13 protein-coding genes are annotated in these 13357 nt (G+C 68.9%); 2 read left to right on the forward strand and 11 right to left on the reverse strand.

Features of this window, described 5'->3' with window-relative positions:
* Positions 1-98 precede the first annotated feature (98 nt).
* Genes ACFT9I_RS10610 through ACFT9I_RS10620 form a run of 3 tightly spaced genes read right to left on the reverse strand, consistent with a single transcriptional unit; the run spans position 99 to position 1259 of the window.
* Positions 99-356, reverse strand: coding sequence for a hypothetical protein (locus tag ACFT9I_RS10610; protein ID WP_382562794.1), 258 nt, complete (start codon positions 354-356; stop codon positions 99-101).
* Between the two features lie 4 nt (positions 357-360).
* Positions 361-933, reverse strand: coding sequence for a TetR/AcrR family transcriptional regulator (locus tag ACFT9I_RS10615; RefSeq protein WP_382562796.1), 573 nt, complete (start codon positions 931-933; stop codon positions 361-363).
* The gene (locus tag ACFT9I_RS10620; RefSeq protein WP_382562797.1) at positions 933-1259 is read right to left on the reverse strand and encodes a DMT family transporter; all 327 of its coding nucleotides are present in this window, start codon (positions 1257-1259) and stop codon (positions 933-935) included. The genes ACFT9I_RS10615 and ACFT9I_RS10620 overlap by 1 nt, the downstream gene beginning before the upstream one ends.
* Before the next feature lie 120 nt (positions 1260-1379).
* Between ACFT9I_RS10620 and ACFT9I_RS10625 the strand changes: the two genes are divergently transcribed.
* Positions 1380-2621: a hypothetical protein gene (locus tag ACFT9I_RS10625; protein WP_382562799.1), complete on the forward strand. Its 1242-nt coding sequence runs from the start codon at positions 1380-1382 to the stop codon at positions 2619-2621.
* Positions 2622-2730: 109 nt separating this feature from the next.
* On the forward strand, positions 2731-6480 hold the full coding sequence (locus ACFT9I_RS10630) for a S8 family serine peptidase (RefSeq protein WP_382562801.1): 3750 nt from the start codon (positions 2731-2733) through the stop codon (positions 6478-6480).
* Positions 6481-6587: 107 nt separating this feature from the next.
* On the opposite strand, the gene ACFT9I_RS10635 is transcribed toward ACFT9I_RS10630, so the two are convergent.
* The 8 genes from ACFT9I_RS10635 to ACFT9I_RS10670 form a co-directional block, all read right to left on the reverse strand.
* Positions 6588-6926: a metal-sulfur cluster assembly factor gene (locus ACFT9I_RS10635; protein ID WP_023542537.1), complete on the reverse strand. Its 339-nt coding sequence runs from the start codon at positions 6924-6926 to the stop codon at positions 6588-6590.
* Positions 6923-7387 (reverse strand): Fe-S cluster assembly sulfur transfer protein SufU, encoded by a 465-nt coding sequence (sufU, locus tag ACFT9I_RS10640; protein ID WP_382562803.1) that lies wholly within the window; start codon positions 7385-7387, stop codon positions 6923-6925. The genes ACFT9I_RS10635 and sufU overlap by 4 nt, the downstream gene beginning before the upstream one ends.
* 11 nt (positions 7388-7398) lie before the next feature.
* A complete protein-coding gene (locus ACFT9I_RS10645; RefSeq protein ID WP_382562805.1) occupies positions 7399-8673 on the reverse strand; it encodes a cysteine desulfurase in 1275 nt (424 codons plus the stop codon).
* On the reverse strand, positions 8670-9434 hold the full coding sequence (gene sufC / locus ACFT9I_RS10650) for a Fe-S cluster assembly ATPase SufC (protein ID WP_354607185.1): 765 nt from the start codon (positions 9432-9434) through the stop codon (positions 8670-8672). Before sufC ends, ACFT9I_RS10645 begins: the two co-directional genes overlap by 4 nt.
* Positions 9435-9441: 7 nt before the next feature.
* The gene (locus ACFT9I_RS10655; RefSeq protein ID WP_354607186.1) at positions 9442-9759 is read right to left on the reverse strand and encodes a bifunctional 3-phenylpropionate/cinnamic acid dioxygenase ferredoxin subunit; all 318 of its coding nucleotides are present in this window, start codon (positions 9757-9759) and stop codon (positions 9442-9444) included.
* Complete coding sequence (gene sufD / locus ACFT9I_RS10660; protein WP_382562807.1) at positions 9759-10937, reverse strand: Fe-S cluster assembly protein SufD; 1179 nt, start codon at positions 10935-10937, stop codon at positions 9759-9761. Before sufD ends, ACFT9I_RS10655 begins: the two co-directional genes overlap by 1 nt.
* A 75-nt stretch (positions 10938-11012) precedes the next feature.
* Entirely contained in the window at positions 11013-12434 is a 1422-nt protein-coding gene (gene sufB, locus ACFT9I_RS10665) for a Fe-S cluster assembly protein SufB (RefSeq protein ID WP_382562809.1), read from the reverse strand.
* Positions 12431-13240: a helix-turn-helix transcriptional regulator gene (locus ACFT9I_RS10670; RefSeq protein ID WP_382562811.1), complete on the reverse strand. Its 810-nt coding sequence runs from the start codon at positions 13238-13240 to the stop codon at positions 12431-12433. Before ACFT9I_RS10670 ends, sufB begins: the two co-directional genes overlap by 4 nt.
* Positions 13241-13357 lie beyond the last annotated feature (117 nt).

Consider the following 13357-nt stretch of genomic DNA (forward strand, 5'->3'; position numbering starts at 1 on the left):
TGCGGCGTGTTCAGGTGTGCTTCCACTGCCTGTTCCCCGATGCGCCGCAACGGGTTCACGCGCGGCCGACGGGCCCGCGCCGGTTCGGCCGAGCCGGTTCAGCCGAGCCGGTTGTCGTCGCTGTCGCCGGGGGCGCGGCCGGTGTCGTCCTCGGCGCGCGGCAGGAGCCGGTGCCCCTCGGAATGGTGGTTCACCCAGCCGCAGACTCCACAGCTGTAGCGGCCGTCGAGCCCGGCGATGAGCGTGCCGCACTGCCGGCACTCCGCGTACGTGATCTCGGGGCCTATGACGGCCACGGGTTCCGGCGCGGACTCCGGCGCGCGCTCCGGCACGGACCTGGCGGGCGGATTGGTCATCCGGTCAATCTACCGGGACCGCTCCACGCCCCGTCGAACCGTCCGCGAGGATCCGGCGGAGCATCTCGCGCGTGTAGCCGGCGTCGTACTCGCTGCCGGTGAGCAGTACTTGCAGGCAGATGCCGTCGAGCAGCGCGACCAGCGCGCGGGCGGTGACCGGGTCGACCCGGTCGGCGAGGATCGTCGTGACCCCGACGCACCACTCGGCGGCCACGGGCCGCAGCGCGGGGCGGCGCAGGGCGGCGAGGTACAGCTCGTACTCCAGCTCGACGCTCGTGGGGTCCGCCGCCAGCCACCGCCCGGTGATACGGGCCAGCTCGTCCGCGATGTCGCACTCCGGGTCGGCGAGGGCGCCGCTCTCCCTGACGGCGGTGGCGAAGCCCTCGTTGGCCTGTCGCAGCGCGGCGACCAACAGCTCGTCCAGGGAGGCGAAGTGATACGTCGTGGAGCCGAGCGGCACATCGGCCTCGGCGGCGACGGTGCGGTGGCTCAGCCCCGCGATCCCGCTGCCGCCGACCACCCGGATCGCCGCGTCGATGATCCGCTGGCGTCGCTCGGGGTCGTAGCGCCGCGCCATCAGTGGGCCCCGCCGAGATTGAGGAGTACGACACCGCCGATGACGAGCGCGATGCCGGCGAGTTTGGCCGGGGTGGCCGCCTCGCTCAGGAAGACCATGCCGATGGCGGCGACGGCGGCGGTGCCGACGCCCGCCCAGATCGCGTACGCGGTGCCCACGGAGAGGGTCTTGAGTGTCTGGGCGAGCAGCGCGAAGGCCAGCACATAGCCGACCACGGCTCCCAGTGAGGGCCAGAGCCGGGTGAAGCCCTCGCTGTACTTCATGGCCGTCGTACCGGCCACCTCCGCCGCGATCGCGACGGCGAGCAATCCGTATGCCAGTCCCATGTGTACGAGTGTACGCATGGGATGCGTACGTGCGTACACAAGATGGCGGAATTCCCGGTCGGCGCACCAGCGGCTACGGTGTCCCGGCCGGAGTCGGCGATAACACATCGGAGCAGAGCAGTGACGCAGGACGCGGGGTGGGGCGGCGGCCCGAACAGCGGGCCGCCGGGCGGTTACGGGCCGTACGGCGGTGGCGGTCCGCCGCCGTACGGAAACCAACCTCCGTACGGAAACCAGCCTCCCTACGGAGGTCAGCCCCCTTACGGCGGTGGGCCGCCGCCTCCGTACGGAAGCGGTCCCCCGCCCGGCTGGGGCGGCTGGTCGCGCCCGCAGGGGCCGAAGCCCGGTGTCATACCGCTGAGCCCGCTCGGCCTCGGCGAGATACTCGGCGGCGCGTTCTCGACGCTGGGCCGCTACTGGGCGCAGGTGCTGGGCGTCGCCGTGGTGGTGTACGGCGCCGCGTTGCTGGTGAGCGGTGCGGCGCTGGCCGTCGCGTACGCCGCCGTCGGCGACCATCTGTCGGCCGTCGTCGACACCCCGGGCCGCTCCACACCCGCGTGGGACGACGTACAGCCGCTGATCGTCGCCTTCGTCTGCCTCTGGCTCGTACTGATGGCGACGCTGCTGCTCGCCACCGCGATGATGCAGACCTGCTGCCCGTTGATCGTCCAGGAGGCGGTGCTCGGCGGGCCGGTCAAGGTCGCCGCGACCCTGCTGCGGGCGCTGTCGCGGGTGCCGGCCGCGATCGGAACGGTCTTCCTCAGCGGGCTGATCGCGATGATCCCGGTACTGCTGTTCATCACCGGAGTGGTCTCGACGGTGGTCATGTTCGCCGCCACGGGCGGCTGGGACCCGGCCGCCTGGCTGATCCTCCTGGGCTTCGTGGGCAGTCTGGTCCTCGGGCCCCTGGCGATCTGGCTGTGGGTGCTGTTCAGCCTCGCCCCGGCGGTCGTCGTCATCGAGTCGCGCGGCCCCGTCGACGCGCTGCGCCGCTCGGCCCAACTGGTGCGCGGCTCCTGGTGGCGCGTCTGCGGCATCTCGCTGCTGGCCTTCGTGATCGCCTCGATCGCCGGCCTGGTGCTCCAGCAAGTGCTCAATGTGGTGGGGGCGTTGCCCAACACCCTCAGCTCGGGAGAGTTCAGCTACGAGCCGACCCTGGGCGAGATCTTCGTCGCCGTGAGCGGCTATCTGCTCCTGGCGCTGGTGGGCCAACTGGTCAGCCAGGTCTTCTCGACGACCTTCCCGCAGCTGGTGCTCAACCTTCTCTACATCGACCAGCGCATCCGCAGGGAGGACCTGGCGCCGTCGCTGATCGCGGCGGCGGGCACCCGGCCCGCTCCCTACCGGCCGGCACATCGCTGACGAAGGCCGGGTACCACGCGAGCGACCGGCGCGGGCGGGTTACCGCCACGGCGGTTTCACGCCAGGGGTGAAGCCGTTCCCGGCCCTGATTTGCCGGTAGATCAGCTCTATGACATTTTCCCTCTCCTCCGTCTCCGGCCGGGCGAGACCCGCCCGCGCGGGACTCAGGGCTCCGCTCATAGCGATCTCGGTCGCCCTCGTGAGCGGCGTCATTCTCCCGGTGGCCGGTCCGGCCGCCGCCGCTCCCAAGCCACCGACCGCCGGGGACCGCCAGGGTTCCGAGGTCCAGGACTACGACATCACCCTGGTCACCGGGGACGTCGTCCACTACTCGGACGGCGCCGGCGACCAGGACACCGTCACCGTCGACCGCCCCGAGGGCGCGAAGGGCGGCGTGCGTGTGCAGCAGGCCGGGGAGGACATCTACGTCATCCCCGACGAGGCGGTGTCCCTCCTCGCGGCGGGCACGCTGGACCGACGTCTCTTCAACGTGTCGACACTGGTCGAGATGGGCTACGACGACCGGCGCTCGGCGGGCATTCCGCTCATCGCCACCTACCCGGCGGGCAAGGCCCGTTCACTGCCCGGGGCTCCGGACGGCAGCAGGACGGTCACCCGGCTCGACTCGGTCCACGGCGCGGCGCTGAAGGCCGACAAGGACGACGCCCGTACGTTCTGGAGCTCCATCTCCCGTACGGAGACCAGCCGTTCGCTGGACAGCGGCATCGCCAAGCTCTGGCTCGACGGCAAGGTCGAGGCCACACTCAAGGACTCCGTACCGCAGGTCAACGCCCCGCAGGCGTGGGCAGCGGGCTTCGACGGCAAGGGCACCACGGTCGCCGTCCTGGACACCGGCATCGACGCGACCCATCCGGACGTCAAGGACCGCGTCACGCTGTCCAAGAGCTTCGTGCCGGGTGAGGAGGTCGACGACAAGAACGGCCACGGCACGCACGTCGCCTCCACCATCGCGGGTTCGGGCGCGGCGTCGGACGGGGTCAACAAGGGCGTCGCACCGGCGGCCGACCTGATCGTCGGCAAGGTGCTGAGCGACGAGGGATCGGGCGCGGACTCCGGCATCATCGAAGCGATGGAGTGGGCGAAGGCCGAGGGCGCCGACGTCGTCTCCATGAGCCTCGGCTCCAGCGTCCCGGACGACGGCACCGACCCGATGTCGCAGGCCGTCGACGCCCTGTCGGCCGACGGCGGTCCGCTCTTCGTGATCGCCGCGGGCAACGCCTACGGCGCGGGCACCATCGGTTCGCCCGGCTCGGCGGCGAAGGCCCTCACCGTCGCCGCCGTCGACAAGAGCGACCGGCGCGCCGACTTCTCCTCGATGGGCCCGCTCGTCGGGTCGTACGGTCTGAAGCCGGACCTGTCCGCGCCCGGCGTCGACATCAACGCCGCCGCCTCGCAGTCGGTTCCGGGCATCGAGGGCCTGTACCAGCAGATGTCCGGTACCTCGATGGCCACGCCGCACGTCGCCGGCGCCGCCGCCATCCTGAAGCAGCGGCACCCCGACTGGTCCGGTCAGCGCGTCAAGGACGCGCTGATGAGCTCCTCCAAGGAACTGCCCGACCACACGCCGTACGAGCAGGGCACCGGCCGGCTGGACGTGAAGGCCGCGATCGACACCACGATCGAGGCCACCGGCTCGGTCGAGGTCGCCTCGTACGACTGGCCGCACAACGCGTCCGACCCGGTGGCGGAGCGCGCCATCACCTACCGCAACACGGGTGCCAAGGACATCACGCTCGACCTGACCACCGGTACGGACGCCGAGACCTACACCCTGTCGACCTCCACCCTGACCGTTCCGGCGGGCTCCACCGCCGAGGCCGTCCTCTCGGTGGACCCGACGAAGGCCGCGAACGACACCCAGTTCTCCGGTCAGGTCGTCGCCAAGGACGCCACGGGCGCGACCGTCGCGCACACCGGCTTCGCGCTCAACAAGGAGCAGGAGCTGTACGACCTCACCCTTCGGCTCCGCGACCGCGCGGGCCGGCCGATGGACGGCAACGTCGTCCTCGGCGCGCTCGGCGACCCGAACCTGGGCGTCGTCCAGGTCTCCGGCGAGACCACGCTGCGGCTGCCTCCCGGCAACTACACCGCGTGGACCGCCGCGGACATCGACGGTGACCGGGCCGACTCGAAGGCCCTGGCGTTCCTCGCGGCCCCCGAGACGATCCTCGACAAGGCCACCACCGTCACGCTCGACGCCTCCAAGGCCCGCAAGGTCGACGTGCGCACGCCGAAGGAGACGGAGACCCGCCAGCTGCGGTACGACATGGCCCGCACGTCCCCCGAGGGTGTGGTCCAGCGCGACGCCTACCAGATCCCGCTGACCTACGACCAGTTGTGGGCGGCCCCCACGAAGAAGGTCACCGAGGGAAGCTTCAGCTTCCTGACCCGCTGGCGTCAGGGCGAGGAGCTGATCGACCTCACGGCCGACGGTCACGACGTCCCGGTCACCGTGCAGGCCGGCTCGGTCGTCGCCGAGGACAGCGAGCAGAAACTGACGGCCGTCTACGCCGGCGACGGCGCCGCGGCCGACTTCACGGGCCGGAGCGTCAAGGGCAAGGCCGTGGTGGTCACCCGAAGCGACACCGTCCCGCCCGAGGAGCGGCTGGCCAACGCGCTCGCCGCGGGCGCGAAGGCGCTCCTGGTCGTCAACGACGAGCGCGGAGTCGCGATGGAGTCCTACGTCCCGTACGGCGAGGAGACCACCATCCCGGTCGCCTCGGTGCGGCGGATCGTGGGCGCGACGCTGATCGAGGCGGCGCGGCGCGGCAAGAAGGTCACCCTCGACCAGCGGAAGTTCGCCTCCTACGTATACGACCTGGTCGACCGTCACGACGGCGCGATCCCGGACCGCTCGCTGACCTTCGCACCGTCGGCGCGTCAGCTGGCGAAGGTGGAGAACACCTTCTACGGCCACCAGGAAAAGCTGGGCGCCGGCTACCGCTACGACATCCCGGACTACGGCCCCGGCCTCGGTTTCGAGGAGTACGAGAAGTTCCCGGGCACCCGGACCGAGTGGGTCACCCCGCTTCCGGGCGCGTCCTTCTGGTACGAGAACCACTCGGTCCTGACCGCCGACTCCGGCCCCGCACACGAGGTACGGAGCGCGGAGCTCGACTACACGGCGGGCCGGACCTACCGCGACCAGTGGTTCGCCCCGGTGGTCGGTCCCCGGCTCGGTACGGGCTACTGGGGGCCGTTCCGTACCTCGTACAACGACTTCCAGTTCAACATCACACCGTGGACCGACTCGGGCGAGGGCCACTCCGGCTCGATGCCCGAGGACGAGTACGACACCACGTCGTACGCCTTCTACCAAGGTGACACCCTGATCAAGAAGGGTGCGGGCCGGGCGGGCTACGCCTGGGACCTGTCGTCGGACGCGCTGCCGTACCGACTGGTCATCGACTCGGCTCGGGACGAGGCCAGATGGAAGACCTCGACGCGGACGCACACGGAGTGGGACTTCGTCTCCGGCGCCCTGCCCGAGGGCACCGAGCAGGCCGACATCCCGCTGCTGCAGCTCGACTACGACGTGGACACCGACCTGGCGGGTGACGTCAGGGCCGGGAAGTGGGTCGAGATCGGTCTGGAGTCCGGTACCCAGGCGTGGCTGGCGGGTGCGGTGAAGGCCACCAAGGCGTCGCTGTCGGTCAGCTACGACGAGGGCAAGACATGGAGTGCGGCGGAGCTGCGCAAGAGCTCGTCGGGGCAGTGGACCGCGAAGGTGCGGACGCCCTCCAGAGGCGCCTCCTCCGTCTCGCTGAAGGCACACGCCGAGGGCCCCGGGGGCCTGGGCGTCGACCAGGAGATCATCAGGGCCTTCGGCCTCAAGTGATCGGCTGACCGCCGACAAAGCCATCAGGCCCGGTGCTCCGAGAAATCTCGGAGCACCGGGCCTGATGAGCGGAGCAATCAGATGTCGTCAGACGTGATCAGATGTGATCAGACGTTGAAGCCCAGCGCGCGCAACTGCTCGCGGCCGTCGTCCGTGATCTTGTCCGGACCCCACGGCGGCATCCAGACCCAGTTGATCTTCAGCTCGTTGACGATGCCCTCCGTCGCCGACTTCGCCTGGTCCTCGATCACGTCGGTCAGCGGACAGGCCGCCGACGTCAGCGTCATGTCGAGGGTGGCGACGTTCGACTCGTCGATGTGGACGCCGTAGATCAGGCCCAGATTGACGACGTCGATCCCCAGCTCGGGGTCGACGACGTCGTACAGCGCCTCGCGGACCTCCTCCTCGGAGGCCGGCTTCATCATCACGGTCTCGTTCTCGCTCATGCCGTCTCCTTCTGCGCGGTGTCGCCCAGTGCCTGGGCCGTCGCGTCCTTCCACGCCATCCAGCTCAGCAGCGCGCACTTCACACGGGCGGGGTACTTGGAGACGCCGGCGAACGCCACGGCGTCCTCCAGCACCTCCTCCATCGCGTCGTCGGGCTCGATCTTGCCCTTGGACTGCATCAGCTCCAGGAACGTGCTCTGGATCTTCTGCGCGTCTGCGAGTTCCTTGCCGACGAGCAGATCGTTCAGCACGGACGCGCTGGCCTGGCTGATGGAGCAGCCCTGGCCCTCGTACGACACGTCCTCGATGCGGGAGCCGTCGTACTTCACGCGGAGCGTGATCTCGTCACCGCACGTCGGGTTGACGTGGTGCACCTCTGCGTCGCCGTCCCGCAGGCCGCGCCCGTGGGGGTGCTTGTAGTGGTCCAGGATGACTTCCTGGTACATGGAATCCAGCTTCACCGGTCAATCCCTCATCCGAAGAAATTACGGACGTGCTCCAGCCCGTCGACCAGAGCGTCGACCTCGGACTGCGTGGAGTACAGATAGAACGACGCCCGCGTGGTCGCCGGAATTCCGTACCGCAGGCAGACCGGCCGTGCGCAGTGGTGACCGACCCGGACGGCGATGCCCTGCTCGTCCAGCACCTGCCCCACGTCGTGGGGGTGGATGTCTCCGAGTGTGAAGGAGATCGTCGCGCCGCGCTCCTCGGCCGTGGCCGGGCCGATGATCCGCAAGGAGGGGACCTCCAGCAGCCGCTTCACCGCGTACTCGGTGATGGCGTGCTCGTGCGCGGCGATCTTGTCCATACCGATCGCGCTCAGATAGTCCACGGCCGCGCCGAGGCCGACGGCCTGGGCGATCGGGGGCGTACCCGCCTCGAACTTGTGCGGGGCGGGGGCGTACGTCGAGGAGTGCATCGACACGGTCTCGATCATCTCGCCGCCGCCGAGGAACGGCGGAAGGTCCTCCAGCAGCTCCTGGCGGCCCCACAGGACGCCGATACCGGTCGGGCCGCACATCTTGTGGCCCGTGAAGGCCACGAAGTCGGCCTGGAGCGCCTGCACGTCGACCGCGACGTGCGGGGCCGCCTGCGAGGCGTCGATCAGCACCAGCGCGCCGACCTCCTGGGCGCGGCGGACGATCGCCTCGACGGGGTTGACCGTGCCCAGGATGTTCGAGATCAGCACGAAGGAGACGATCTTCGTCTTCTCGGTGATGATCTCGTTGATGTTCGACAGGTCGAGCCGGCCGTCGTCGGTGAGACCGAACCACTTCAGCTTCGCCCCGGTGCGCTGCGAGAGCAGCTGCCACGGCACGATGTTGGAGTGGTGCTCCATCTCCGTGATGACGATCTCGGTCTCGTGGTCCACGCGGTAGGGCTCGTCGGCCCAGCCCAGCATGTTCGCCACGAGGTTGAGCGACTCGGAGGCGTTCTTGGTGAAGATCACCTCGTCGCGGCTCGGCGCGTTGATGAACGCGGCGACCTTGTCGCGCGCGCCTTCGTAGAGCGCCGTGGCCTCCTCGGCGAGCACATGGACGCCGCGGTGCACGTTGGCGTTGTGCTGCTCGTAGTACTCGTTGAGGGCGTCGAGGACCTGGCGCGGCTTCTGCGACGTCGCCGCGTTGTCCAGGTACACGATCTTCTTCCCGTCGTGGACCAGCCGGTCCAGCAGGGGAAAGTCCTTACGGACCGCCTCGTCGAGGAGTCGTTCCGACCCGGTGAGGAGGCCTGACGGCTGTGTCACGCGGATACGCCACCCTTCACGTACGCCTCGTAGCCCTCGTTCTCCAGCTTGTCCGCCAGCTCCGCGCCGCCGGACTCGGCGATACGGCCCTGGGCGAAGACATGCACGAAGTCGGGCTTGATGTAGCGGAGGATCCGCGTGTAGTGCGTGATCAGCAGCGTGCCGACCTCTCCGCTCTCCCGGACGCGGTTGACGCCCTCGGAGACCACCCGCAGCGCGTCGACGTCCAGACCGGAGTCCGTCTCGTCGAGGATCGCGACCTTGGGCTTGAGCAGTTCGAGCTGAAGGATCTCGTGGCGCTTCTTCTCGCCGCCGGAGAAGCCTTCGTTGACGTTGCGCTCCGCGAACGCCGGGTCCATGTGGAGCTGCTCCATCGCGCTCCTGACCTCCTTGACCCACGTACGCAGCTTGGGTGCCTCGCCGCGCATGGCGGTGGCGGAGGTGCGCAGGAAGTTGGAGACGGAGACTCCGGGGACCTCGACGGGGTACTGCATCGCGAGGAAGAGCCCGGCGCGGGCGCGCTCGTCGACGGTCATCTCCAGGACGTCCTCGCCGTCCAGCGTCACGGTGCCACCGGTGATCGTGTACTTGGGGTGGCCCGCGATGGAGTACGCGAGGGTCGACTTGCCGGAGCCGTTGGGGCCCATGATGGCGTGCGTCTCGCCCTGCTTGACGGTCAGGTCGACGCCCTTGAGGATCTCGCGGGCACCGCCCTCCGCCTCGACAGTGACGTGCAGGTCGTTGATTTCAAGGGTTGCCATGGCTGACTCAGGACTCCTGGGTGACGGAGACGAGCACATCGTCCCCTTGGATCTGTACGGGGTATACGGGGACGGGGCGCGTCGCGGGCAGGCCGTTCGGCTTGCCGGTCCGCAGGTCGAAGCTGGAGCCGTGCAGCCAGCACTCGATCGAGCAGTCCTCGACCTCGCCCTCCGAGAGGGAGACGTTCGCGTGCGAGCAGATGTCGTTGATCGCGAACACCTCGCCCTCGGTACGGATGACGGAGACCGGTATGCCGTCGAGTTCGACCCGCTTGGGGGTGCCGTCCTCCAGCTCGGTCAGTCCACATGCACGGACGAAGGCCATCACACCGATGCCTCCAGCTCCGCCTCGATCTTGCCGAGCAGGCGCTCCTCGACGTCGGGCAGTCCGATCTGCTGGACCAGCTCGGCGAAGAAGCCGCGGATGACGAGGCGGCGGGCCTCGATCTGCGGGATGCCGCGCGACATCAGGTAGAAGAGCTGCTCGTCGTCGAACCGGCCGGTGGCCGAGGCGTGACCGGCGCCGGCGATCTCGCCGGTCTCGATCTCCAGGTTCGGCACGGAGTCGACCCGGGCACCGTCCGTGAGGACCAGGTTCCGGTTCATCTCGTAGGTGTCGGTGCCCTCGGCGGCGGCGCGGATGAGCACGTCACCGATCCAGACGGCGTGCGCGTCGTCGCCCTGGAGCGCGCCCTTGTAGACGGCGTTGGACTTGCAGTGCGGCGCGTTGTGGTCGACCAGGAGGCGGTGCTCCTGGTGCTGGCCCTTGTCGGTGAAGTACAGGCCGAACAGCTCGGCCTCGCCGCCGGGGCCCGCGTAGGCCACGCGCGGGTGGAGCCGTACGACGTCGCCGCCGAAGGTCACCACGATCGACTTGAACGAGGCGTCCCTGCCGATCAGCGCGTTGTGCTGGGCGACATGAACGGCCTTGGCGTCCCAGTCCTGCACGGACACGACGGTGAGCTTGGCGCCGTCGCCGACGAGGAAGTCGACGTTGGCGGCGACCACCGCGTCACCGGTGTGGTCGATGACCACGACCGCCTCGGCGAAGGCGCCCAGTTCGATCACCTGGTGCACGAAGGCGGTACCGCCCTGGCCGTGCACGGTGATCCGGATCGGCTCGGTGAGCACCGTCTCCTTGGGAACGGAGACGACCGACGCCTTCTCGAACGAGGTGTACGCCTGGGCGGCCACCCGGTCCACCGGCGTACCGGCCCTGCCCACGCGCGGGTCGTCGCGGCCGACGGTCTCCTGGGTGACACCCGCGGGGGTGTACACCTCCGTACGGATACGGCCGTCGGCGACGGCCGTTCCGTCCTGGAGACCGCGCAGTCGCTCCAGCGGCGTGAACCGCCACTCCTCCTCGCGGCCGTGCGGAACGGGGAAGTCCGCGACGTCGTAGGACGGCGGCGCGCTCATGCGCGTGGCGACGGTCGACTCGGCGGCCACCGCGATCGAACCGGCGGTGGTGGAACCCACCGGAATGTTCTGAGCCTCAGCCATGGCTGTCGTCGTGCTCTCTCTCTGCCTCTTGGGGAATCGGTCGCTGCTGCGGAGAACCTGCCGCCGGGGGCAGGGTCAGCCGACGGAGCCTTCCATCTGGAGCTCGATCAGCCGGTTGAGCTCCAGGGCGTACTCCATGGGCAGTTCCTTGGCGATCGGCTCCACGAAGCCGCGCACGATCATCGCCATGGCCTCGAACTCGGTCATGCCGCGGCTCATCAGGTAGAAGAGCTGGTCCTCGGAGACCTTGGAGACCGTCGCCTCGTGCCCCATCGACACGTCGTCCTCACGGACGTCCACGTACGGATAGGTGTCGGAGCGCGAGATGGTGTCGACCAGCAGCGCGTCGCAGAGCACGTTGGACTTGGATCCGGGCGCGCCCTCACCGATCTCGATGAGACCTCGGTAGGAGGTACGGCCGCCGCCTCGCGCCACCGACTTGGAGACGATGTTGGACGAGGTGTTCGGGGCCATGTGCACCATCTTGGCGCCGGCGTCCTGGTGCTGGCCCTCGCCCGCGAAGGCGATGGACAGGGTCTCGCCCTTGGCGTGCTCGCCCATCAGATAGACGGCCGGGTACTTCATGGTGACCTTGGAGCCGATGTTGCCGTCGACCCATTCCATGGTCGCGCCCTCGTAGGCCACGGCACGCTTGGTGACGAGGTTGTAGACGTTGTTCGACCAGTTCTGGATGGTCGTGTAACGGCAGCGGCCACCCTTCTTGACGATGATCTCGACCACGGCGCTGTGCAGCGAGTCCGAGGAGTAGATCGGCGCCGTACAGCCCTCGACGTAGTGGACGTAGGCGTCCTCGTCGACGATGATCAGCGTCCGCTCGAACTGGCCCATGTTCTCCGTGTTGATACGGAAGTAGGCCTGGAGCGGGATCTCGACGTGCACGCCCTTCGGCACGTAGATGAACGAACCGCCGGACCACACGGCCGAGTTCAGCGAGGCGAACTTGTTGTCGCCGACCGGGATGACCGTGCCGAAGTACTCCTGGAACAGCTCCGGGTTCTCCCGGAGGGCGGTGTCCGTGTCCTTGAAGATGACGCCCTGCTCCTCCAGGTCCTCACGGATCTGGTGGTAGACGACCTCGGACTCGTACTGGGCCGCGACACCGGCGACGAGGCGCTGCTTCTCCGCCTCGGGGATGCCGAGCCTGTCGTACGTGTTCTTGATGTCCTCGGGCAGGTCCTCCCAGGACTCCGCCTGCTTCTCCGTCGACCGGACGAAGTACTTGATGTTGTCGAAGTCGATGCCCGACAGGTCGGAGCCCCAGCTCGGCATGGGCTTCTTGCCGAAGAGCTTCAGGCCCTTGAGACGGAGCTTGAGCATCCACTCCGGCTCGTTCTTCTTCGACGAGATGTCGCGGACGACCTCTTCGGAGAGACCCCGCTTGGCGGTGGCGCCGGCCGTGTCGGAGTCGGCCCAGCCGTATTCGTACTTGCCCAGTCCGTCGAGCTCAGGATGGGCGGTCTCCGTGGGGAGCGTCATGCGGGGTTCCTCCCGGCCGTGCTTTCGGATGCGTGATGATCGGTCTGCTGGCTGATCTTCGGTGTGTCGGTCTGTGGGGTGGCGCCCTGCGGGGCACCCGGTGGCGCGCCGTGCCCGGTGGCGTGGGGGATGAACGTCGTGCACACCCCGTCGCCGTGGGCGATGGTCGCCAGCCGTTGCACATGGGTCCCGAGCAGTTCGGAGAAGAATTCCGTCTCCGCCTCGCACAACTGCGGATACTTCTCGGCCACGTGGGCCACCGGGCAGTGGTGCTGGCAGAGCTGCTCGCCCTGCTGGTTCGGTGCGCTACGAGCCGTAGCAGCGTACCCGTCGGCACTCAGCGCCTTGGCGAGCGCCTCCGTGCGCTTCTCGGGCGCGGCGGCCTCGACGGCTTCCCGGTAGGCCCCCGCCTGGGTGGCGATCCGGTCGCGCGCGAAGGCGCTGACGGCCGCGTCGCCCTTGGCTCCGCCGCCCGCGGCACGGGCGATCCAGTCGATGGCGTCGGCGGCGAGCTTGTCGTACGACTGGTCGAAGGCGTCCCTGCCGCAGTCGGTGAGGGCGAAGACCTTGGCGGGCCTGCCACGCCCGCGTGAGCCGTAGACTCGCTGGTCGCGCGGCTCCACGACGGCGTCGGCGGCCAGCGCGTCGAGATGACGGCGGACGGCGGCCTGGGTGAGCTTCAGGCGCCCCGCGAGGTCGGAGACGGTGGACGGGCCGTGATCCAGGATGGAGCGCGCGACCCGGTTGCGTGTGGAACGCTCACCGGTCGCGAGTTCCTCCTGCGGAGCCTCGCCAACGTATTTCACAACGCCATTGTTGCGTAATTCCTTCGCGAGTGACAACAGGCGTCCGAAACGATGAGTCGTGCCGTTCGTCACTTAGGGTCACCTAAGAAGATCGGGGGCGACCGCACGAACGAGCGG

It is taken from the genome of Streptomyces sp. NPDC057137 (assembly GCF_042670825.1).
Classification (GTDB): Bacteria; Actinomycetota; Actinomycetes; order Streptomycetales; family Streptomycetaceae; genus Streptomyces.